At 65.1% G+C, this 20,505-nt stretch carries 22 protein-coding genes; 18 read left to right on the top strand and 4 right to left on the bottom strand.

Going from position 1 to position 20,505, the window contains the following annotated elements:
- Window positions 1-23 precede the first annotated feature (23 nt).
- Window positions 24-938, top strand: a complete 915-nt coding sequence (locus tag D6M19_RS15870; RefSeq protein WP_123026290.1) for an amino acid ABC transporter permease — start codon at window positions 24-26, stop codon at window positions 936-938.
- Between the two features lie 3 nt (window positions 939-941).
- Here the strand turns inward: D6M19_RS15870 and D6M19_RS15865 are convergent, their stop codons facing one another.
- A complete protein-coding gene (locus D6M19_RS15865) occupies window positions 942-1,766 on the bottom strand; it encodes a helix-turn-helix transcriptional regulator (protein WP_234834882.1) in 825 nt (274 codons plus the stop codon).
- A 142-nt stretch (window positions 1,767-1,908) separates the two neighbouring features.
- On the opposite strand from D6M19_RS15865, the gene D6M19_RS15860 reads away from it, so the two are divergent.
- Window positions 1,909-2,760, top strand: coding sequence for an oxidoreductase (locus D6M19_RS15860; protein WP_123026188.1), 852 nt, complete (start codon window positions 1,909-1,911; stop codon window positions 2,758-2,760).
- Here the strand turns inward: D6M19_RS15860 and D6M19_RS15855 are convergent.
- The 3 genes from D6M19_RS15855 to recA all read right to left on the bottom strand — a co-directional run bounded on the left by D6M19_RS15855 (window position 2,730) and on the right by recA (window position 6,173).
- Complete coding sequence (locus tag D6M19_RS15855; protein ID WP_123026187.1) at window positions 2,730-3,452, bottom strand: hypothetical protein; 723 nt, start codon at window positions 3,450-3,452, stop codon at window positions 2,730-2,732. The two genes, D6M19_RS15860 and D6M19_RS15855, sit on opposite strands and share 31 nt — an antisense overlap.
- 89 nt (window positions 3,453-3,541) lie before the next feature.
- Entirely contained in the window at window positions 3,542-4,075 is a 534-nt protein-coding gene (gene recX / locus D6M19_RS15850; protein ID WP_123026186.1) for a recombination regulator RecX, read from the bottom strand.
- Window positions 4,041-6,173, bottom strand: a complete 2,133-nt coding sequence (recA, locus tag D6M19_RS15845) for an intein-containing recombinase RecA (protein WP_123026185.1) — start codon at window positions 6,171-6,173, stop codon at window positions 4,041-4,043. The genes recX and recA overlap by 35 nt, the downstream gene beginning before the upstream one ends.
- 200 nt (window positions 6,174-6,373) lie before the next feature.
- On the opposite strand from recA, the gene hypA reads away from it, so the two are divergent.
- From hypA to D6M19_RS15770, 16 genes are all read left to right on the top strand, one after another.
- Window positions 6,374-6,703: a hydrogenase maturation nickel metallochaperone HypA gene (gene hypA / locus D6M19_RS15840; RefSeq protein ID WP_123026184.1), complete on the top strand. Its 330-nt coding sequence runs from the start codon at window positions 6,374-6,376 to the stop codon at window positions 6,701-6,703.
- A gap of 2 nt (window positions 6,704-6,705) precedes the next feature.
- Window positions 6,706-7,524, top strand: coding sequence for a hydrogenase nickel incorporation protein HypB (gene hypB, locus D6M19_RS15835; protein WP_123026183.1), 819 nt, complete (start codon window positions 6,706-6,708; stop codon window positions 7,522-7,524).
- 89 nt (window positions 7,525-7,613) lie between these two features.
- Window positions 7,614-8,669 (top strand): NADH-quinone oxidoreductase subunit B family protein, encoded by a 1,056-nt coding sequence (locus D6M19_RS15830; RefSeq protein WP_123026182.1) that lies wholly within the window; start codon window positions 7,614-7,616, stop codon window positions 8,667-8,669.
- 91 nt (window positions 8,670-8,760) lie between these two features.
- Entirely contained in the window at window positions 8,761-10,557 is a 1,797-nt protein-coding gene (locus D6M19_RS15825) for a nickel-dependent hydrogenase large subunit (RefSeq protein ID WP_123026181.1), read from the top strand.
- 3 nt (window positions 10,558-10,560) lie between these two features.
- Entirely contained in the window at window positions 10,561-11,484 is a 924-nt protein-coding gene (locus tag D6M19_RS15820; protein ID WP_123026180.1) for a NifU family protein, read from the top strand.
- Window positions 11,481-12,122, top strand: coding sequence for a DUF5947 family protein (locus D6M19_RS15815; RefSeq protein ID WP_123026179.1), 642 nt, complete (start codon window positions 11,481-11,483; stop codon window positions 12,120-12,122). Before D6M19_RS15820 ends, D6M19_RS15815 begins: the two co-directional genes overlap by 4 nt.
- Entirely contained in the window at window positions 12,119-12,763 is a 645-nt protein-coding gene (locus tag D6M19_RS15810; protein WP_123026178.1) for a DUF6084 family protein, read from the top strand. The genes D6M19_RS15815 and D6M19_RS15810 overlap by 4 nt, the downstream gene beginning before the upstream one ends.
- Window positions 12,760-14,103, top strand: a complete 1,344-nt coding sequence (locus D6M19_RS15805) for a hypothetical protein (RefSeq protein ID WP_123026177.1) — start codon at window positions 12,760-12,762, stop codon at window positions 14,101-14,103. Before D6M19_RS15810 ends, D6M19_RS15805 begins: the two co-directional genes overlap by 4 nt.
- Window positions 14,091-14,210 (top strand): DUF6893 family small protein, encoded by a 120-nt coding sequence (locus D6M19_RS35275; protein ID WP_407665350.1) that lies wholly within the window; start codon window positions 14,091-14,093, stop codon window positions 14,208-14,210. The genes D6M19_RS15805 and D6M19_RS35275 overlap by 13 nt, the downstream gene beginning before the upstream one ends.
- A 9-nt stretch (window positions 14,211-14,219) precedes the next feature.
- Window positions 14,220-14,702 carry a hydrogenase maturation protease gene (locus D6M19_RS15800; protein ID WP_123026176.1) on the top strand — a complete coding sequence of 161 codons (483 nt, stop codon included), beginning with the start codon at window positions 14,220-14,222 and terminating at the stop codon, window positions 14,700-14,702.
- A 3-nt stretch (window positions 14,703-14,705) separates the two neighbouring features.
- The gene (locus D6M19_RS15795; protein ID WP_123026175.1) at window positions 14,706-14,960 is read left to right on the top strand and encodes a HypC/HybG/HupF family hydrogenase formation chaperone; all 255 of its coding nucleotides are present in this window, start codon (window positions 14,706-14,708) and stop codon (window positions 14,958-14,960) included.
- A complete protein-coding gene (gene hypF / locus D6M19_RS15790; protein WP_123026174.1) occupies window positions 14,957-17,245 on the top strand; it encodes a carbamoyltransferase HypF in 2,289 nt (762 codons plus the stop codon). The genes D6M19_RS15795 and hypF overlap by 4 nt, the downstream gene beginning before the upstream one ends.
- A gap of 13 nt (window positions 17,246-17,258) precedes the next feature.
- Window positions 17,259-17,588, top strand: coding sequence for a HypC/HybG/HupF family hydrogenase formation chaperone (locus tag D6M19_RS15785; protein ID WP_123026173.1), 330 nt, complete (start codon window positions 17,259-17,261; stop codon window positions 17,586-17,588).
- The gene (gene hypD / locus D6M19_RS15780) at window positions 17,585-18,685 is read left to right on the top strand and encodes a hydrogenase formation protein HypD (RefSeq protein ID WP_123026172.1); all 1,101 of its coding nucleotides are present in this window, start codon (window positions 17,585-17,587) and stop codon (window positions 18,683-18,685) included. The genes D6M19_RS15785 and hypD overlap by 4 nt, the downstream gene beginning before the upstream one ends.
- Window positions 18,678-19,745: a hydrogenase expression/formation protein HypE gene (gene hypE, locus D6M19_RS15775; protein ID WP_123026171.1), complete on the top strand. Its 1,068-nt coding sequence runs from the start codon at window positions 18,678-18,680 to the stop codon at window positions 19,743-19,745. The genes hypD and hypE overlap by 8 nt, the downstream gene beginning before the upstream one ends.
- On the top strand, window positions 19,746-20,441 hold the full coding sequence (locus D6M19_RS15770) for a DUF6390 family protein (protein ID WP_123026170.1): 696 nt from the start codon (window positions 19,746-19,748) through the stop codon (window positions 20,439-20,441). It abuts the gene before it with no gap.
- Window positions 20,442-20,505 lie beyond the last annotated feature (64 nt).

Here is a 20,505-nt window from a genome sequence, read left to right as displayed (position 1 = left end):
GTTTGCACGAAGAACGGAACATCATGACCGGGTCGTCGGTTCTCTTCGATGCCCCAGGTCCGAGGGCCAGGGTCCGCAACCGGGTGATCTCCGGCATCACCCTGGCGGTCCTGCTGCTGATCGCCTGGGTGGTGTACACGAAGCTGAACTCGAAGGGTCAGCTCACCGCGGCGAAGTGGGAACCGTTCCTGACCGCCAACCTGTGGAAGACCTACATCCTGCCCGGCGTCCAGGGCACCCTCGCGGCGGCCGCGGTGTCGATCGTGCTGGCCCTGCTGCTCGGCTTCGTGTTGGGCATTGGCCGGATGTCCTCGCACGGCCTGATCCGCTGGCCGTGCGCTGTATTCGTCGAGTTCTTCCGCGCCGTACCGGTGCTGGTGATGATGCTGTTCGCGTTCGGCCTTTTCGCGCTCTACGACTTTTTCCCCGGGAAGCAACTCGCGCTCGCAGGCGTGATCGCCGGCCTCACGTTCTACAACGGTGCCGTCATCGCCGAGATCGTGCGGGCAGGTGTCAACGCGCTCCCCCGCGGCCAGTCGGAGGCTTCCTTCGCGCTTGGCCTGACCTGGGGTCAGACCATGCGGACCATTCTGCTGCCGCAGGCCATCACGTCGATGCTGCCGGTGCTCATCTCGCAGATGGTGGTGGTGCTGAAGGACACCGCGATCGGCTACCAGATCACGTTCCTGGAGACGGTCAGGCAGGGCACCAACATCGGTGCTGCGTACAGCAACTACATTCCCGCCCTGATCGTGGTCGCGGCCCTGATGATCGCGGTGAACTTCGCCCTGTCGTGGTTCGCCGTGTGGCTGGAACGGCGAATGAGGCGATCCCGGCGGGCGCCGACACCGTTGGATCCCGAATCGATCGAACAGGAAGGCGCGCCGGGCGCGAAAGTGAAACTCGCCGCGCTGGGCGACCAGTCCCACACCTACTGAATGCTAGCTGCCGACGAGTGCGCGCAGCTTGGCCTCCGACGGAGACCCGGGGTCGGCGCTGTAGAGGATCAGCGACAATCCGGGATCAGCGGGCAGGTGCAAAGTTTCGTAGTTGAGCGTGAAGGTGCCGGTCACCTCGTGGCGAAACCTTTTGGGCCCGTGGGTGTGCTGGAACAGGTCACGGTCTGACCAGAAGCGGGCGAAGTCCGGCGACGCGCTTGACAGTTCGCCGACGAGCTCGGCCAGAGGTCCGTCGGCGGTGTTCTTCCCACCGGCTACCCGCAGAATTGCGACCAATTGCGCGGCGATGTCCGGCCAGTCCGGATAGACCTGCCGCGCCCTCGGGTCGGAGAACATCCACCGCACCATGTTGCGTTCGGGTTCGGGCATCGCGTCGAAGTCGCAGATGAGCAGGGCGGCCGCCCGGTTGATGGCGAGCACCTCCATCCGCGGACCGTGCAGGACTGCCGGAGTCGGATCCAACGCGTCGATGATCGCGCGCAATGCGGGCCGCACCCGGATGGGGCCATCTGCCGTCGCCGTCGTCGCAGGTTTGACCAGGTCCGACAGGTGGCGCCGCTCGAGCTCGTCAAGGCGCAGCGCCCTTGCGACCGCGTCGAGCACCTGTTCGGAGACATTGGTGGCCCGGCCCTGTTCGAGCCGGGCGTAATAGTCGGGGCTGACGCCTGCCAACTGGGCCAGTTCCTCGCGTCGCAGGCCTGCGACGCGACGTCCGTTGCGTGCGACCGCCAAGCCGACGTCGGCGGGCGTCAGCCGCGCCCGTCGCGACTTCAAGAATTCAGACAGCTCGTCCTCGCGGGTCGTCACGCAGGCCATTATCGCCCCCGCATCCCGGCCGAGGGCCCCAACCTGGTTCTCACAGACCTAGGTCCAGCTGGACCGGATTTCTGGAGTCGAAGACCCCACGAACAGCGTTGTGTAAGACATCAGAGCTTCGAAAGGATTCGACATGACAGTGTGGTTCATCACCGGCGCATCCCGCGGCTTCGGACTCGAGATCACCAGGGAGGCGCTTTCGCGCGGTGACAGCGTGGTCGCGACCGCCCGCAGCCCGCAACCCGTACTGGACGCATTCCCCGACGGCGGCGACCGATTGCTCGCCGTCGGACTCGACGTCAGCGTGCCCGCGCAGATCAGTGCCGCCGTGGACGCTGCGATCGAGAGGTTCGGCCGTATCGATGTGTTGGTCAACAACGCGGGCCGCGGCCTGGTTGGCGCGGTCGAGGAGACCTCCGACGCGGAGGCTCGCGCGATCTTCGACGTCAATGTGTTCGGTCTGCTGGCGGTCACCAGAGCGGTCCTGCCGCATATGCGCGCCGCGCGGTCGGGCCTGGTGGTGAACCTCTCCTCGGTGGGCGGGTTCGTCGCATGGCCAGGTTGGGGCGTGTATGCCGCCACCAAGTTCGCGGTGGAGGCGCTATCAGAGGCCATGACCCACGAGTTGGCGCCGCTTGGCATCAAGTCGGTGGCGATCGAGCCGGGACCGTTCCGTACGAATTTCCTTGACGGCAGCAGCCTTTCGGTGGTGCAGACACAGGTCGACGACTACGCGGCCACCGCAGGCGCGGCGCGCAGTTGGGCGACCGACACGAACTATGGCCAGGACGGTGACCCGGTGAAGGCGGCCAAGGTCATCGTCGACCTCGCAGGCTACGACGAGCTTCCCGAGCGAATTCAGCTGGGAGCCAATGCCGTCAGCGATGTGGCCGCCAAACTCGAACGCACAGCCAGCGACCAGGAGCAGTGGCGATCGATCAGCCTGTCGACCGACTACGGCACTGTTACGAAGCCGATCCGATAGATCCAGCCCTGTCCCCCGGGAACCTTGTTGGTGAAGACGTGGCACCATTGGTCGCTGCAGGGTTCGACGAGCTTCACTGGTCCCGGGTCGAGAAACACGTCGATGCCGTCCCCATCCTTATATTCCGTGCCTTCGGCGGCGTCGTAGACCGTGGACTGCTGGGTCACCGTTGCCGTCAGTTCAGCAGGCTTGTTCTCGACCGGCTTCGGATTGTCCACCGGCTTCGGCTGTTCCGCCGGAGGCGGGACGCACTTGAATTTGTCTAGTCCGGTCCACGAGTTGGTTACGCCTTGGTTGTTCGTGATGGTGCCGCGGGCGATGAGGTCATCGTCGATTCTTCCTACGACGTGGCTGCTGAAGCCGTTGGCCCACTGGACGTCGATGGTGATGTCGCGTCCATTACGCACCCCGGTCGAGGTTCCCCTGGTGTCACCGCCCGCGCCATTGGTTTGGATGTAGCTGGCGCCGCTGCCGTCGAACCGATTGCCGTTGTTGTTGAACGCGGTGAGGATGTTGTTGTCCTGCGTGAACTCGAACGCCGAGCTCGGATAGATGTAGTCGCTGCAGTTGAGCGGCGCCAGTGGGAACGGCGGTAGCGCGTTGGCCACCGGTGACGACTGGAGGAGTCCGGCGGCCAGGGCAGCGGCAGCTGTGGCGATCATCGGCAGCCTTCGGTCACGTAGCAGATGCATGGGCTTCCCCTCGTTGCAGTTAAAGAGCTGGGAAGACCGTATCCGGCTGCTGTGCGGAAAAATATCGGGTGTTTCCCTATAGAGCGGGGCTATACGGCCCTGCGCTCCCGCTCGTTGGCGAGTTCCACCGTGACCACATCCAGCGCCATCGACTGGTGGTAGCCGCGGCGGGCCAGCATGCCAACCAGCCTGCGCATCACCTTCTGGTCATCGTCACCGTCGAGCCGTTCACGACGCAGTTTGTCGCGCACCAGTTGCTCGGCGCGTTCGCGCTCTGCGCCTGCGTCGATGTCGGCAAGCGCGGCGGTGATCACCTCGTTGTCGACACCCTTGGTGCGGAGCTCGGCGGCCAAGGCGCGCTTCCCTTTTCCGGCGTTCATCCGACGCGACCGCACCCACTGCTCGGCGAAGTCGGCGTCGTCGATCAGGCCAACATTTGCCAACCGGTCGAGCACGTGGGTGCTGACATCCTCGGGATAGCCGCGCTTGGTGAGCTGGCCGGCCAACTCGGCACGGGTGCGTGCCCTCGCGGTGAGCAGGCGCAGGCAAAGCGCCCGCGCCTGCTCCTCGCGGGAGAGTTCAGCTGACTTAGAAGTCAACGGGGGCTGGCAGGACTTCGTCATCGGTCACCACGGCGCCAATGCCAAGCTTTTCCTTGATCTTCTTTTCGATCTCGTTGGCGATGTCGACGTTCTCGATCAGGAAGGTGCGGGCGTTTTCCTTGCCCTGGCCCAGCTGCTCGCCTTCGTAGGTGAACCAGGAACCGGACTTGCGGATGAAGCCCTGCTCGACACCCATGTCGATGAGCGAACCCTCCTTGCTGATGCCCTTGCCGTAGAGGATGTCGAACTCGGCCTGCTTGAACGGCGGCGACACTTTGTTCTTGACGACCTTGCAGCGGGTGCGGTTGCCGACCGCGTCGGTGCCGTCCTTCAGGGTCTCGATTCGCCTGACATCAAGGCGAACCGACGCGTAGAACTTCAAAGCCTTTCCGCCCGTTGTTGTTTCGGGGCTGTTATGCACCATCACGCCATCGACGAAATAGTTGTGGTTACCCTCGACTTCGATATCGAATCGATTCATCGACCGGGTGTGAGGCTTGACGTGAACGTCGAGCACCCGTGCCGGCACCAAACGCTGGGTGGGCTCAACGAACTGGGGTGTAACCGACCCCTGGCCCCGGAACCGCGGCAGCAGCTTGTAATCCATTGACGGCGCCATGTACTGCGCAACCATCTCCTGGAATTTCGCTGAGGAACTGGTCGAGAACACCAGTACTGATTTTCCAGCCGTACCTGACTGGCGCAACCGCACATCCAGACCCTGGGTGTCGCGCAAGTAGTCGCGCACTCGCTCTCGCGATCCCTCGCTCATGGCCTCCACGCAGATCTCGATGCGTCCACTGCCACCCAAGGTGCGCTGTTGCAGGCCTTTAGATCGGACGCTGAACGATCCATCGTCCATGTACCAGATCGCCAATGCCAGTGGAGTAAGTGCCTTCAAGTACTCATTAGATAGGAACTTCTTGCCGTCACCGAGGTAGACCGCTCGTTGCAACTCGGCTAGTTCCGGCAGCGGGGTGAAGTCGACAAGTTTTGCGCCCTTGGCGTTTTCATACGCGCAATGCTTGATGTTGCTCATCAACGCGGTCTTCCATTCCAGATAGTCGACCTGCTTGGCGCCATGGCCCATCCGGAATCGGACGCCGTTGCGATCCCGCCGGTTGGGCGACAGGTTTCCGTCACCCATCAAGGAACCGAGCACAACCTGGAACTGCTGATCGCTGAGTCGATGCGGTTCGGCGGCCATCACCCGATCGCCAATGATGAGTTCGCCCGCTTCCGTCCAGCCGCCGGGTGTGCGGATGAGGTGATTCGGCGTCGCGGCGAACTGCGACTTGCCGTTGCCACCTGACTTCTCAACTGTGAATTGCAGGAATTGCTCGGCAGGACCGTTGTTGAACCAGTTCACCACCTTACGTGGCACGACACGGTCGGTGTCCGGGTCGTAGGACAGCACTTCGACGTCCATCTTCTGGTTGACGATCTTGCCGATCTTCTCGGTGGTGCCGTCCGCCAGTTGAACCCGGGTGCTGTAGTTGAAACACCCGAACATCACGCCGATCTTCTCCCGAAGCTGGTTGATGAAGATCGCGGTAGTACCCGAATTGCTCAACGCGCCAGTGATCTTGCGTAGTGCCTGGCTCATCAACCGGGCCTGCAGGCCGACGTGGCTGTCGCCCATCTCGCCCTCGATCTCGGCACGCGGCACCAATGCGGCCACCGAGTCGATGACCAGGATGTCCAGCGCGCCGGACCGGATCAGCATGTCGGCGATCTCCAGCGCCTGTTCACCGGTGTCGGGCTGGGAAACGAGCAGCGAGTCGGTGTCGACGCCGAGCTTCTTGGCGTACTCCGGATCCAGCGCGTGCTCGGCGTCGATGAACGCCGCGATGCCGCCGGCCGCCTGGGCATTGGCCACCGCGTGAAGCGCGACGGTGGTCTTACCCGAGGATTCCGGACCGTAGATCTCGACCACCCGGCCCCGTGGCAGACCGCCGATGCCGAGCGCCACGTCCAGCGCGATCGAACCGGTCGGGATGACGGAGATCGGCTGGCGCACCTCGTCACCGAGCCGCATCACCGAGCCTTTACCGTGGTTTTTCTCAATCTGAGCGAGGGCCAGTTCGAGGGCTTTCTCGCGATCAGGGGCCTGCGCCATGGGTGGGTCTCCATCCTCGTGGTGATCGTTTTTCGATCGGGTTGGCCGTGACGTTAGAGGTAGGTACCGACAAGTCGTCGTTTCCGCTGTCGCCCACAGTAGACGAACACCTGTTCGATTCAAGCTGACACGCCGATCACTGACGGGTCGACGGAAAATCGGCCTATCGTGGGGTCACGGGCTCGACAGAGCGGACAGACATGCACGAGATGGCGATCACGCAGAGTGTTGTCGACGCGGTGTGTGAGCATGCCGCGGGGCGACGCGTGCACAGCGTGAAGCTCGAGGTCGGCGAGTTGTGCGCGGTGGTCCCCGATTCCATGCAGTTCTGCTTCGAGCTGGTCACCCAGGGCACGGTGGCCGACGGGGCCCACCTCGATGTCGACATGCAACCGGGTGCGGCACACTGCCGCACCTGCCAGCGACAGTTCGAGTTACACGACCTGATCCTGCTGTGCCCATGCGGGAGTGCCGATGTCGAAGTGCTGGCCGGCCGCGACCTGCGGATCCTCTCGATGGAAGTGAGCTGACCATGTGTGCGACATGCGGCTGTGGCGCCGACGGCGCCGTCATCACCGTTGCAGGCCACCAACACAATCACGATCACGACCACCACGACGGCGGCCACACCCACCCGCACACCAACACCGAGACGATCACGCTCGAGCAGAAGGTCCTCGAGAAGAACGATCTGCTCGCCGAGCAGAACCGGCGCTGGCTCGCCGAGCGCGGCGTCCTCGCGCTCAACGTCACCAGTTCACCGGGCGCGGGCAAGACGACCCTGCTCGAGCGCACCATCCGCGAGTTGGCGGTCGACCGGCCGGTCACGGTCATCGAAGGCGACCAGGAGACATTGCTCGACGCCGAACGAATCCGCGCGGCGGGCGCGCGGGCCGTCCAGGTCAACACCGGCGCAGGCTGCCACCTCGACGCCGACATGGTGCACCGCGCCCTGCACGCGCTCGAACCGGAATCCGGGTCGGTGCTGTTCATCGAGAACGTCGGCAATCTGGTCTGCCCGGCGCTCTTCGATTTGGGCGAGCGCAGCAAAGTGGTGGTCATCTCCGTGACGGAGGGCGCCGACAAGCCGCTCAAGTATCCGCACATGTTCGCCGCGGCCGGGCTCGTCATCATCAACAAGATCGACCTGTTGCCGTACGTCGACTTCGATCTCGAGAAGTGTGCAGGCTACGCCCGGTCGGTTAACCCCGCCGTAAATATCTTGTCGTTGTCCGCGACCACCGGTGAGGGTGTGCAGGCATGGTACGAGTGGATCGGTTCGCAGGGACGCGCAACGGCAAACATATGTATGTCACCAGATTCCGTTGACAAGACAAATCCGCCGGAGTAAACCCAGAACGTAGTGCTCGTAGGCGCGGGCACGACACGTCCGTCGGACGATTTGGGGCCCCCAGCCCGGGTCCCGGAAAGCTGTGACACATGCCAACTGAGGCAGCAGTCAAAGCGGAAGAAGCACTGATTCACGTTCTCTGGATCAATGCGGGCTTGAGTTGTGACGGCGATTCTGTGGCGCTGACTGCCGCCACGCAACCCAGTATCGAGGAGATCGCGCTCGGCGCCCTCCCCGGCCTGCCGAAGATCGCCGTGCACTGGCCCCTTATCGATTTCGAATGCGGACCAAACGGGGGTGCCGACGACTTCCTCGCATGGTTCTTCAAGGCCGAGCGCGGAGAGTTGGATCCGTTCGTTTTGGTGGTCGAGGGGTCCATTCCCAACGAGCAGCTCCACGACGAAGGTTACTGGTGCGGATTCGGCAACGACCCCGCAACCGGGCAGCCGATGACGACGAGCGAATGGCTGGACCGGCTCGCGCCGAAGGCCACCGCGATCGTCGCCGTCGGAACATGCGCAACCTATGGCGGCATACACGCAATGGCAGGCAATCCGACCGGAGCGATGGGGGTTCCCGACTATCTCGGGTGGGACTGGAAGAGCAAGGCCGGCATCCCGATCGTCTGCGTGCCGGGCTGCCCGGCCCATCCCGACAACATGGCCGAGACGCTGACCTATCTGCTCTACATGGCCACCGAGCAGGCGCCGATGATTCCGCTCGACGATGCGCTACGGCCGAAGTGGCTGTTCGGCGCGACCGTGCACGAAGGCTGCGACCGGGCGGGCTACTACGAGCAGGGCGACTTCGCCACCGAGTACGGATCGCCGAAATGCATTGTGAAACTGGGCTGTTGGGGCCCCGTCGTTAAGTGCAACGTGCCCAAGCGGGGATGGATCAACGGCATCGGCGGCTGCCCGAACGTGGGCGGAATCTGCATCGGCTGCACGATGCCCGGTTTCCCGGACAAGTTCATGCCGTTCATGGACGAGCCGCCAGGCGGGACGCTCTCGTCGACCGCGTCGGGACTGTACGGGTCGTTGATCCGTCCGCTGCGTGCGATCACCGGGCGCACTCTCGACAAAGAGCCGAAGTGGCGCCACCCCGGCAAGAAACTCGAAACCGGCGCGACCCGCACCTGGTAGGTGCGGCGCTCCGGCGCGCTCGCGGGCGATGGCCCGGTATGGCGAAAAGCTCTATGACGCAATGGACTGCACTTAAAAAGAGAGAATTTCGATGACAACGATCATTCCCGAGCCTTCCCACGTTAAGCGCGACCCCGGCCAGCTCGTCGAGATGGCGTGGGATCCGATCACGCGAATAGTCGGCAGCCTCGGCATCTACACCAAGATCGACTTCGAGAACAGGGAAGTCGTCGAGTGTCACAGCACGTCGTCGATCTTCCGCGGCTACTCGATATTCATGAAGGGCAAGGATCCGCGCGACGCCCACTTCATCACCAGCCGCATCTGCGGCATCTGCGGCGACAATCACGCCACCTGCTCCTGCTACGCGCAGAACATGGCCTATGGCGTGAAGCCGCCGCACCTCGGTGAGTGGCTGGTCAACCTCGGCGAGGCCGCGGAATACATGTTCGACCACAACATCTTCCAAGAGAACCTGGTCGGCGTGGACTACTGCGAGAAGATGGTGTCCGAAACCAACCCCGGCGTGCTGGCCAAGGCGGAGAACACCCAGTCCCCGAATGCGGACGCGCACGGGTACAGGACGATCGCCGACATCATGCGCGCGCTCAACCCGTTCACGGGCGAGTTCTATCGGGAGGCGCTTGTGGTCAGCCGGTGGACACGAGAGATGTTCTGCCTGATGGAAGGCCGCCACGTCCACCCGTCGACGCTGTACCCGGGCGGCATCGGCACCACCGCCACCATCCAGTTGATGACCGACTACATGTCCCGGCTGATGCGCTACGTGGAGTTCATGAAGAAGGTCGTGCCGATGCACGACGATCTGTTCGACTTCTTCTATGAAGCGCTGCCCGGCTACGACCAGGTGGGGCTGCGTCGCACCCTGCTCGGCTGCTGGGGCTCGTTCCAGGACCCGGAGGTCTGCAACTTCGAATACAAGGACATGGAGGCGTGGGGCAACGCCATGTTCGTCACGCCAGGCGTGGTGGTCGACGGCAAGTTGCACACCCACTCGCTTGTCGATATCAATCTCGGCATCCGAATCCTGTTGGGGCACAGCTATTACGACGACTGGACCGACCAGGAGATGTTCGTCAAGACCGATCCGCTCGGCAACCCGATCGACCGTCGTCATCCGTGGAACCAGCACACCAACCCGCGTCCGCAGAAGCGCGACTTCGATTCGAACTACAGCTGGGTCATGTCGCCCCGCTGGTTCGACGGCACAGACCATCTGGCGCTGGACACCGGCGGCGGTCCGCTGGCGCGGCTGTGGTCCACCGCGCTCGCCGGCCTGGTCGACATCGGTTACGTCAAGGCGACCGGCACCAGCGTGCAGATCAACCTGCCGAAAACCGCTCTCAAAGGCCCGGTTTCGCTCGAGTGGAAGGTGCCGCAGTACGGCAGCAACACGATCGAACGCAATCGCGCCAGGACGTACTTCCAGGCCTATGCCGCCGCATGCGCACTTCATTTCGCCGAGAAGGCGCTCGTGGAGATCCGCGCCGGTCGCACCAAGACCTGGGAGAAGTTCGACGTACCCAAGGACGGTATCGGCTGCGGGTTCACCGAGGCGGTACGCGGGGTGCTCAGCCACCACATGGTCATTCGCGACGGCAAGATCGCGAACTACCATCCGTATCCGCCGACGCCGTGGAATGCGAATCCGCGCGACAGCTACGGCACACCCGGCCCGTACGAGGACGCGGTTCAGGGCCAGCCGATCTTCGAGGAAAACAATCGGGAGAATTTCAAGGGCATCGACATCATGCGAACGGTGCGCAGCTTCGACCCGTGCCTGCCCTGCGGTGTGCACATGTATCTGGGCAAGGGCAAGACGCTGGAGAGGTTGCACTCCCCCACCCAATCCGTCACCGGGGAATGACATATGCCGCATCGCCCGGACAACCTCGAACAAGACGCACATTGGCGCACGGCGGGCGAGCGGATACAGAACCTCCTCGACGCCAGTGCATCAGGTGGCGCCGTCGCGCACGAACGCGCGGAGCAGTTGGTCCGTGAGGTAGCCGACCTCTACGGCGCCGGCCTCGAACGGATGATGGGGATGGCGCTCAAGGGACAGCCCGAACTTGCCGATGCATTCGCCGCCGATGATCTGATCGCCAGCCTGCTGCTGGTGCACGGTTTGCATCCGCACGATGTCGAGCGGCGGGTCGAGGATGCGCTGGACAGTGTGCGGCCCTACCTCGGCTCGCACGGCGGCGACGTTCATCTACTCGAGGTCGAGGGCGAGACTGTCCGGCTGCAGTTCGCGGGCAGCTGCAAGAGCTGTCCGTCCTCGTCGGTCACCCTCGAGCTTGCCGTCGAGGATGCGGTGCGCGCTGCGGCGCCGGAGATTTCGTCGATCGAGGTGGTGGCGGCCGAGGAGGAGGCAAAGCCCGCGATGATTCCGGCCGACAGCCTGCTGAGCCGCGTGCGCGCGCAGCCGCAGGGGCACGGGTGGCATCCGGTGCCCGACGTCGCCGACCTGGCGCCGGGCGAAGTCGGTGGGTTTGCGGTTGCGGGCTCCACCGTCCTCGCGTGTCGGCTCGGTGACCAGCTTTTCGCCTACCGGGACCGGTGCGGCGCGTGCGGTGAGTCGCTGGCCGGCGCGGCGTTGCACCGGCGGCTGGGTTCGGCCGCGAACGACGCCGTGCTGCGGTGTCCGCGCTGCCATGCGCATTTCGACGTCGTGCACGCGGGAGCGTGCGTCGACGGAAACGGAAGCGCAGGAACTCACCTCGAACCGGTACCGCTGCTGGAACGCGACGGAGTCCTTTCGATTGCGGTCGCCGAGGTGGTTGCGTCATGACAAGCGCGTACGACGTTTTGGCCCGCATCCGTGCCGCCAAGACTGCGCCGCAGCCCGCAGGCGAACGCTGCGAAATGTGTTCGGAGGCGATCGCCGACGAGCATCAACACGTGGTGAATGTCGAAGGCAGACAGCTCATGTGCGTCTGCCGGGGGTGCTACCTGCTGTTCACCGACGAACAGGCCAAGTTGCGCTTCCGCGCCGTCCCCGACCGCTATCTCGCATTCCCGGACTTCGCGCTGGACCGCAGGCACTGGGAGACCCTCCAGATACCGGTCGGGTTGGCGTTCTTCTTCAAGAACTCGACGCTCGAGCGGACGGTGGCGTTCTACCCCGGGCCCGCCGGGGCGACAGAATCGGAGCTCGATCTGGCGGCCTGGAACGATATTCGCGAAGCCGACCCGCGCGTCGACCTGCTCTCCGACGACACCGAGGCCGTCCTGGTGCGGGTGCCCCCTGACAGCCCAGACGAAATCGCGACCCCGCAGAGCTACCTGCTGCCCATCGATGCCTGCTACGAGTTCGTCGGCCGGCTGCGGATGCTGTGGCACGGGTTCGACGGCGGACAGCAGGTGCGCGAGTTCATCGACGAGTTCTTCGCGCATCTCGACGATCGAAGCAAGGTCGTCGAGCGATGACAGATGTCACATTCGCCGTCATCGAGGTCGAACCGGAGCCCTATGCGGTCACCCCGATTCTGAACGCGCGACTGGGCATTGCCGCGGTCGGCGACGATCCGATCCACGCGATCGCGTTGCGTTGCCAGGTCCGCATCGAGCCGATGCGGCGCGGCTACTCCGACGACGAAGGCGCGGGTCTCGTCGACTTGTTCGGGCCGCGCGAGCGCTGGGCCACCACGATGCACAACTTCCAGTGGCTGCAGACCAGTGTGATGGTGCAGGGATTCACCGGCGCCACTCAGGTCAACCTGCCTCTGGAGTGCACATACGACTTCGAGGTGGCGGCTTCGAAATATCTGCACGCCCTGCGTGACGGCGCTGTGCCGCTGCAATTCCTCTTCAGCGGAACGGTTTTCTCGAAGGGGTCGCGCGGCTTTGCGGTCCAGCAGGTCCCGTGGGACCGCGAGGACCGCTTCGAGATGCCGGTGTCGGTGTGGCGTGACCTGATGCAGTCGCATTTTCCGAACACGGGATGGCTGCGGCTGAATCAGGACACCGTCGACGCGCTTGTCGCCTACCGTTCGGCACGCGGGCTCCTCTCCCTCGACGACGCGGTCAGCTCGCTGCTGGCGGCCAGTTCGGCCGAGGAGCTCCGATGACCGCCGACTGGGGTCGCGCCCGTGCGATTGCCGACGCGGTGCTCTATGAGGGCTATCTGCTGTATCCGTATCGCGCCAACTCGAGTAAGAACCAGTCGCGCTGGCAGTTCGGGGTGCTCGGGCCCGATGGCGCCGCTGACGCCGGGATCGGCGAAGACCATTCGCTGTCCGCACAGGTCATCGTCGCCCCGCGCGGAAACCCAACGCTGTCTGTCGTGGTGCGCTTCCTGCAGCTGCAGCACCGAGGCGTCGAGAAGGACGCGGGCGGCGGCCGATTCGAACCGGCAGAAGAGCTGACGTCGGGATCGCAATCCTGGGTGCGCTGGGACGAAGCCGTCGAACGCGAGATCTCGTTCGGGCCGATCGACATCGAATCCGACCTGCCGCAGACACTTCCCATCGAGATCGACGCGGGCACCGACATCGAGACGGTCGACGGCGGCAGGCTGGTCCGCACCCGTCGAGCGTTGCACGCGGAGCTGGAGATCACGGCGGATCGCGACGACGGGTACGTGCGCCTGACGACGACAGTACGCAACCGCGCCATGCCTGCCGAGGACAAAGACGAGGCGATTGCCTTGTCGCTCATCGGTACCCACCTCGTCGCCGAGATCGCCGACGGCGACTTCGTATCGCTTCTCGAGCCACCTGCATCGGCCGACAACGCGGTCGCCCGGTGCAGGCACCACCGCTGCTTCCCGGTACTGGCCGGACCGTCGGGCGACCATGCGCTGATGCTGGTGTCGCCGATCATCCTGTACGACCACCCCGAGATAGCCGAGCAGAGCGAGGGTGCGCTGTACGACTCGACGGAGATCGACGAGATCCTGACTCTGCGCATCATGACGATGACCGACGAGGAGAAGGCGGCGGCCAGGGCCACCGATCCGCTCGCCGCGCAGATCATCGACCGTTGCGACTCCATGTCCCCCGAGGCAATGCTCAACCTGCATGGCGTACTGCGTAATCCGCATGCCGTCGACGACACCGCAGGCCTGATCCCGGAGATCCCCGAGGGTGTGGACTGGTGGGACCCGTTGGCCGACACCGCCGTGGCGCCCGATGTCGACGCCGTGCTGGTGAACGGCGTGCGGGTGAGCCGCGGCAGCAGGGTGCGGTTGCACCCGTCGCGCCGGGCCGACGCCCAGGACCTGTTCTTCGCCGACAAGATCGCGCGGGTCACGTCCGTGCACGAAACCGTCGACGGCGACCAACATGTCGGCGTGGTGATCGAGGACGACCCCGCCGCCGACCTGCACGAGTGGTACGGCCGCTACCTGTACTTCGCACCAGATGAGATCGAACCGTTGAGTGAAAGGGATACGACATGCAAGCAGTAGGTGTCACAGCCACCGTGATAGCGGGGGTCGTTGTACTCGGTGCGGTCGTGTTGGGCGTCCGCTCGCTGCCAGACCTGCAGCGGTACCTCAAAATGCGGCGCATGTAGGGAGGTGCGATCACGTCCCAGATTCTGGTAGCCGGAATCGGCAACATCTTCCTCGGCGACGACGGCTTCGGCCCCGAGGTGATGCGGCATGTGCCCGAACACGTCGCAGGCCCGCGGGTGCGGGTGGTGGATTATGGAATCCGCGGTATGCATCTTGCCTACGACCTGCTCGACGGGTGTGACGCTCTGGTGCTCGTGGACGCCCTTCCCGATCGGGGAGCGCCGGGCACCCTGCACGTCTTCGAGGCCGATCATGAAACGCTTTCGGCGGGAATAGGTTTGGATGCCCACGCGATGGATCCCGCCGCGGTGTTCGCCAGCCTCGCCGCCCTGGGTGGAACGGCTCCATACACCGTCGTGATCGGTTGTGAGGTCGACAGCGTCGAGGAGGAAATGGGTCTGTCCGCCGCCGTCGCCGCCGCCGTGCCCGACGCGGTGAAGGCGATCGAAGAGGTTGTCGGCCGCCTCGTCGACAAGGCGAAGGTCGGCTGAACCATGTGCCTCGGAATCCCGGGACGGGTCGTTCGAATGTTGGACGGCTACGGCGACCAACTCGCCCTCGTCGACGTGGCGGGAGAGAACCGCAAGGTTAACATCGGCATGCTGCCGGAGGAGACATTCGCACCGGGCGACTGGGTGATCATCCATATGGGCTTCGTCGTCGAGAAGACCGACGAGGCCGGCGCCGACGCCGCCATGGCCGGACTCAAGATGATGGGCAGCGGCGAGGATTCCGAGGTGTCCCCGTGACCGGGCGCCGCCGGTTGCGTGTCTGCGTGCGCGGCGTCGTGCAGGGCGTCGGCTTCCGGCCGTTCGTCTACACCTGCGCCGCCGCGCACGCACTGAGCGGCTGGGTGCGCAACGACAGCTCCGGCGCGGTCATCGAGGTCGAAGGCGACGCAACGGATCTCGACGACTTCCTGGACGGGCTCACCCATCGGGCCCCGCCGCTCGCGGTGATCGAATCCGTCGAGACACAGGAAATCCCTGTCGCCGGCGGGACCGGCTTCGTGATCGCCGATACGTCGCGGTCCGACGGCGGCCGCACGCTCGCCTCCCCCGACGTCGCGATGTGCGAAGACTGCGCGGCCGAACAGCGCGACCCGGCCAACCGGCGCTACCGGCACGCCTTCGTCAACTGCACCAACTGTGGACCCCGCTTCACCATCATCGCCGCGCTGCCGTACGACCGCGCCACCACCACGATGGCCGGCTTCCCCATGTGCACGGACTGTGCGGGCGAATACCACGATCCCGGCGACCGGCGGTTCCATGCGCAGCCGGTCTGCTGCCCGAACTGCGGACCCACACTGACCTACCGGATCCGCGGCGACGTCTGGAAGCACGGCGAATCGGCGCTGCGAAGCGCCCGACAGCTGCTATGCGACGGCGGCATCCTCGCGGTCAAGGGTATCGGCGGCTACCACCTTGCCTGCAACGCGGGCGATGAGGGCGCGGTCGCCGAGCTGCGTTCCCGAAAGCGCCGCGGCGACAAGCCGTTCGCGGTCATGGTGCCCGACCTGACCACCGCGAACCGCATCGCGACCGTCGACCCGACGTCGAAGCGGCTGCTTGCAGGCGCACAGCGCCCCATCGTGCTGATGCCGCGGCTGGCCGACGCGCCCGTCGCCGCCTCCGTAGCACCGCACAATCCGGATCTGGGCGTGATGCTGGCCTACACACCGCTGCACGCACTGCTGTTCGGCCTTTCAGCCGACGAACCGGGCCCGCCCGTCCTGGTGATGACGTCGGGCAATCTCGGCGGGGAACCGATCTGCTTCACCGACGACGATGCGCTCCAACGGCTTTCACACCTTGCAGACGGCTGGCTGATGCACGACCGCGGCATCCTGGTGCCGTGCGACGACTCGGTCGTACGGGTCGTTGACGGCATGCAGCTGCCCATCCGACGCTCCCGCGGCTATGCCCCGCTGCCGGTGGCGCTTCCGGTGCCGGTGCCACCGACGCTGGCCGTCGGCGGTGACCTGAAGAACACCCTTGCGGTCGCCGACCAGAAATATGCCTGGCTCAGCCAGCACATCGGCGATATGGACGACCTTGCCACGTTGTCGGCGTTCGACTTCGCCGAACGGCAGCTCGAGTCGCTGACCGGAGTCGTCCCCGAAATCGTTGTCGCGGACGCCCATCCGGGCTACCGCTCCACCGCATGGGCGCACCGCAACGCCTGCGGCCGTCCGGTCCGGCCGGTCCAGCATCATCACGCGCACATTGCCGCCGTGATGGCCGAACACGGGCTGGACGGGTCACAGCGAGTGCTCGGCTTCGCCTTCGACGGAACCGGCTACGGTCCCGACGGAGCCATCTGGGGTGGCGAGGTTCTGCTCGCCGATTACAAGGGCTTTCAGCGCCTTGCCCAGCTGAAATATGTTCCACTTGCCGGCGGCGACATCAGCGTGCTTCGGCCGTACCGGATGGCGCTGTCGCATCTGTGGGCTGCAGGCCTTGGCTGGGACGACGATCTGGCACCCGTGCGCGCGTGCCCCGACGACGAGCGCCGAATACTGCTGCACCAACTCGAAACCGGGCTCGGCTGCGCGTCGACATCAAGCATGGGCCGGTTGTTCGACGCGGTGTCGGCACTGGCGGGCGTCCGGCAGGTGGTCGCATACGAGGCCCAGGCCGCCATCGAACTGGAAGGGATGTCCCGTGATCGTGACCGCGGGACAGACACCTACGCCTTCGCCGTCGACCGCGGTCAGACCCCGGCGGTCATCGACCCGGCACCGGTCCTCGCAGCGGTAGTGGACGACGTCCGCTCCGGCGTACCGCGGGGCGTGATCGGCGCGCGGTTCCACCACGCGGTCGCGGCGTTGGTGGTAGAGCTTGCGGTGGCCGCCACGCCGGGACGGCCCACCGTCGCGCTGTCCGGCGGGGTGTTCCAAAACGTGCTGCTGCTGCGGCTGGTCTTGCAGGCCCTGCGCGAGAAGGACCTCGAGGTGATCACGCATCGGTTGGTACCACCCAACGACGGCGGCATCGCGTTGGGTCAACTGTTAGTCGGGAATTCCGTCTAGGAAGGGAGGCGCCATGTGCCTGGCGGTACCGGGGAGAATCATCAGCATCGAGGACCGCGACGGGGCGCTGATGTCCACCGTCGACTTCGGTGGCATCAAAAAGGACGTCTGTCTGCAGTACATACCCGACGCCGAGGTCGGCCAGTACGTGGTCGTCCATGTGGGCTTCGCGATCCAGCGGCTTGACGAAGAGTCGGCAATGCGGACGCTGGCCGAGTTCGAGCACCTCGGCGTGCTCGAAGAGGAATTCGGCGACGGGTTCGAGCTGGCCGCCAGACAGGCAGGCAAGGCGAACCCCAACGCGGCCAAAAAGACCAACGGAAGTTCCGAGGAGTTGTCATGAAGTATCTGGACGAATTCAGCGATCCCGCGCTTGCCCACAAGCTCGTCGACCAGATCAGGAGCGCGACCAGCCAGCGCTGGTCGATCATGGAAGTGTGCGGTGGCCAAACCCATTCGATCATCCGGCACGGCATCGACCAACTGCTTCCCGACACGATCGAGATGATCCACGGACCCGGGTGCCCGGTATGCGTCACGCCGCTGGAGATCATCGACAAGGCGTTGGAGATCGCGGGGCGGCCCGACGTGATCTTCTGTTCGTTCGGCGACATGCTGCGCGTGCCGGGGAGCGAGAAGGACCTCTTCCACGTCAAGAGCCAGGGCGGCGACGTGCGGGTGGTGTATTCACCGCTTGACGCGCTGACCATCGCGAAGGAGAACCCCGACAAACAGGTGGTGTTCTTCGGCATCGGTTTCGAGACCACCGCGCCGGCCAACGCGATGACCGTGTACCAGGCCAAACGGCTGGGCATCGAGAACTTTTCGCTGCTGGTTTCGCATGTGCTTGTGCCACCGGCCATCTCGGCGATCATGGAGTCGCCGACCTGTCGCGTTCAGGCGTTCCTGGCCGCGGGGCACGTGTGCTCGGTAATGGGCACCGAGGAGTATCCACCGCTCTGCGACAAGTACAACATCCCGATCGTGGTGACCGGATTCGAGCCGCTCGACATCCTCGAGGGCATTCGCCGCACCGTGTTGCAGCTGGAGTCCGGTCGACACGAGCTGGAGAACGCGTACCCGCGGGCCGTGCAGCCCGAGGGCAATCCGGCGGCGAAAGCGATGCTGCTGGACGTTTTCGAGGTGACGGACCGGGCGTGGCGCGGCATCGGCATGATCCCCAGCAGCGGCTGGCGGCTCTCGCACGCATACCGCGACTTCGACGCCGAGCACCGGTTCTCGGTCACCGATATCCACACAGCGGAATCAGCGGTGTGCCGGTCCGGCGAGGTACTGCAGGGTCTGATCAAGCCGCATGAGTGCGAGGCGTTCGGGACACTGTGCACGCCGCGTAATCCCCTTGGCGCGACGATGGTTTCGTCAGAGGGCGCATGCGCCGCGTACTACCTCTACCGCAGGCTCGAGGTGACGAATGCCTGAGGAGCCCGCAACCATCGACATGGAGGCGTGGGTGTGTCCGGCCCCGCTGCGGGATTCCCCCAACATCGTGATGGGGCACGGCGGTGGCGGGGCGATGTCGGGCGAGCTCATCGAGCATCTATTCCTGCCTGCCTTCGGACCCGCGGCCGACGCGGGCATGGGCGATTCGGCGGTGGTGGACATCGGCGGTGCGCGGCTGGCGTTCTCCACCGACTCGTTCGTCGTCAAGCCGATGGTGTTTCCCGGCGGCACGATCGGCGACCTGGCAGTCAACGGCACCGTCAACGACCTGGCGATGGCGGGGGCGCGGCCGATGGTGATGTCTACTGCGTTCATCCTCGAGGAGGGCACCCCCCTCGACGAGATCGCCAGGGTCGCACAGGCAGTCGGCACAGCGGCGATGGCCGCCGGTGTCAAGCTGGTCACCGGCGACACCAAGGTGGTCGACTCCGGCCACGGTGACGGTGTGTACATCAACACGGCGGGCATAGGGCTGGTCGACGAGCGCGCCGACATCCGTCCGCAGCGGGCCGCCCCCGGTGACGTGGTCATCATCAGCGGAGACATCGGTGTGCACGGAGTGGCCGTGATGAGCTGCCGGGAAGGGCTGGAGTTCGCGACCAGTATCGCCAGCGACACGGCGCCGCTGCACGGGTTGGTTGCGGCGATGCTCGATACCGGCGCCGACATTCACGTGCTTCGCGACCCGACCCGCGGCGGGGTGGCAGCGACGCTGAACGAGATCGCCAGAATCGCGAAGGTCGGCGTATCGCTCGATGAACGGGCATTCCCGATCCCCGCGGAGGTGCGCGACGCGTGCGGCCTGCTGGGTCTCGACCCGCTCTACGTGGCCAACGAGGGCAAGCTGCTCGCGTTCGTTCCCGCGCACGACTGCGACCGGGTGCTGGCCGCGATGCGCGAACATCCGCAGGGCGCCCGCGCGACGGTCATCGGCGAATGCGTCACCGATCACCCTGGCATGGTGTCAGCGAAGACCGCGCTCGGCGGCACCCGTGTCGTCGACCTACCGATCGGCGAACAACTGCCACGGATCTGCTGAATGACCGGTCGCGAGCTGTTCGCCTGTTACGCGTTCCCGCCCAACGAACTCGGGTATTGCGGTCCCACGGACACCGGGGGTGACCAACTCGCTACACACGCAGAGGAATTCGACGGCGCGTGGCCGTATCTGCAGGCCATCGCCGACGCGACCGGCATCGCCGACCCCCTCGACACCGATGTCGTGCGCAACTACTGGCTCGGCGGCGAGCTACTCGACAAGGTCGACCCCGACGAGCTGGTGACCCGCCTGCGGAGCGCATTCACCGGCCAGGTCACCGGCGTGCTCGATGACATCTCGGCCGGGAATGCACTGGCCAATCACAGCTTTCACGTCTTCGCCGTCTACCCGTGGGTGCGCTTCCTCGGCCGCGATCCGACGACTCCGCTACGGGTGCTGCAGGACTGCAGGATCCGATGGGGCGTCGTCGAGTCCGTCGACGACGATCATGTCGTGGTCACGTCGTCGCCACTGACATACGACGGGGGAACCCTTCGGCTCGGATCTGCCGCGACGGAGCGGATTCGGTGGCGCAAGGACGGCACGTCGCTGGCGCCCGCACCGGTGCCGGGCACCATCGTCTCAGCGCATTGGGACTGGGTGTGCGGGTCCATCACGGACGCCGAGCGCGACGCGCTTGCCGATGCCACGAAACGGACCCTTGACCTGGTCAACGACGCGGCCCGTTTTGCATAGTGGATCCGGGGTAGTCCATGACGGAGTCGTCGCCCAACGGACTGTGCGGCGGTGGTGAGGAGTA

Source organism: Mycolicibacterium stellerae (assembly GCF_003719305.1).
Taxonomy (GTDB): domain Bacteria; phylum Actinomycetota; class Actinomycetes; order Mycobacteriales; family Mycobacteriaceae; genus Mycobacterium; species Mycobacterium stellerae.
This window is presented reverse-complemented; position numbering and strand designations above follow the sequence as displayed.

Coding starts and splice junctions, on each gene's coding strand:
- D6M19_RS15795 (WP_123026175.1), top strand. CDS start 14,706: ATGTGCCTCGGAATCCCGGGACGGGTCGTTCGAATGTTGGACGGCTAC.
- recA (WP_123026185.1), bottom strand. CDS start 6,173: ATGGCGCAGGCCCCTGATCGCGAGAAAGCCCTCGAACTGGCCCTCGCT.
- hypB (WP_123026183.1), top strand. CDS start 6,706: ATGTGTGCGACATGCGGCTGTGGCGCCGACGGCGCCGTCATCACCGTT.
- D6M19_RS35275 (WP_407665350.1), top strand. CDS start 14,091: ATGCAAGCAGTAGGTGTCACAGCCACCGTGATAGCGGGGGTCGTTGTA.
- D6M19_RS15810 (WP_123026178.1), top strand. CDS start 12,119: ATGACAGATGTCACATTCGCCGTCATCGAGGTCGAACCGGAGCCCTAT.
- D6M19_RS15820 (WP_123026180.1), top strand. CDS start 10,561: ATGCCGCATCGCCCGGACAACCTCGAACAAGACGCACATTGGCGCACG.
- hypD (WP_123026172.1), top strand. CDS start 17,585: ATGAAGTATCTGGACGAATTCAGCGATCCCGCGCTTGCCCACAAGCTC.
- hypA (WP_123026184.1), top strand. CDS start 6,374: ATGCACGAGATGGCGATCACGCAGAGTGTTGTCGACGCGGTGTGTGAG.
- D6M19_RS15785 (WP_123026173.1), top strand. CDS start 17,259: ATGTGCCTGGCGGTACCGGGGAGAATCATCAGCATCGAGGACCGCGAC.
- D6M19_RS15805 (WP_123026177.1), top strand. CDS start 12,760: ATGACCGCCGACTGGGGTCGCGCCCGTGCGATTGCCGACGCGGTGCTC.
- D6M19_RS15825 (WP_123026181.1), top strand. CDS start 8,761: ATGACAACGATCATTCCCGAGCCTTCCCACGTTAAGCGCGACCCCGGC.
- D6M19_RS15860 (WP_123026188.1), top strand. CDS start 1,909: ATGACAGTGTGGTTCATCACCGGCGCATCCCGCGGCTTCGGACTCGAG.
- D6M19_RS15770 (WP_123026170.1), top strand. CDS start 19,746: ATGACCGGTCGCGAGCTGTTCGCCTGTTACGCGTTCCCGCCCAACGAA.
- hypE (WP_123026171.1), top strand. CDS start 18,678: ATGCCTGAGGAGCCCGCAACCATCGACATGGAGGCGTGGGTGTGTCCG.
- recX (WP_123026186.1), bottom strand. CDS start 4,075: ATGACGAAGTCCTGCCAGCCCCCGTTGACTTCTAAGTCAGCTGAACTC.
- D6M19_RS15830 (WP_123026182.1), top strand. CDS start 7,614: ATGCCAACTGAGGCAGCAGTCAAAGCGGAAGAAGCACTGATTCACGTT.
- D6M19_RS15870 (WP_123026290.1), top strand. CDS start 24: ATGACCGGGTCGTCGGTTCTCTTCGATGCCCCAGGTCCGAGGGCCAGG.
- D6M19_RS15855 (WP_123026187.1), bottom strand. CDS start 3,452: ATGCATCTGCTACGTGACCGAAGGCTGCCGATGATCGCCACAGCTGCC.
- D6M19_RS15815 (WP_123026179.1), top strand. CDS start 11,481: ATGACAAGCGCGTACGACGTTTTGGCCCGCATCCGTGCCGCCAAGACT.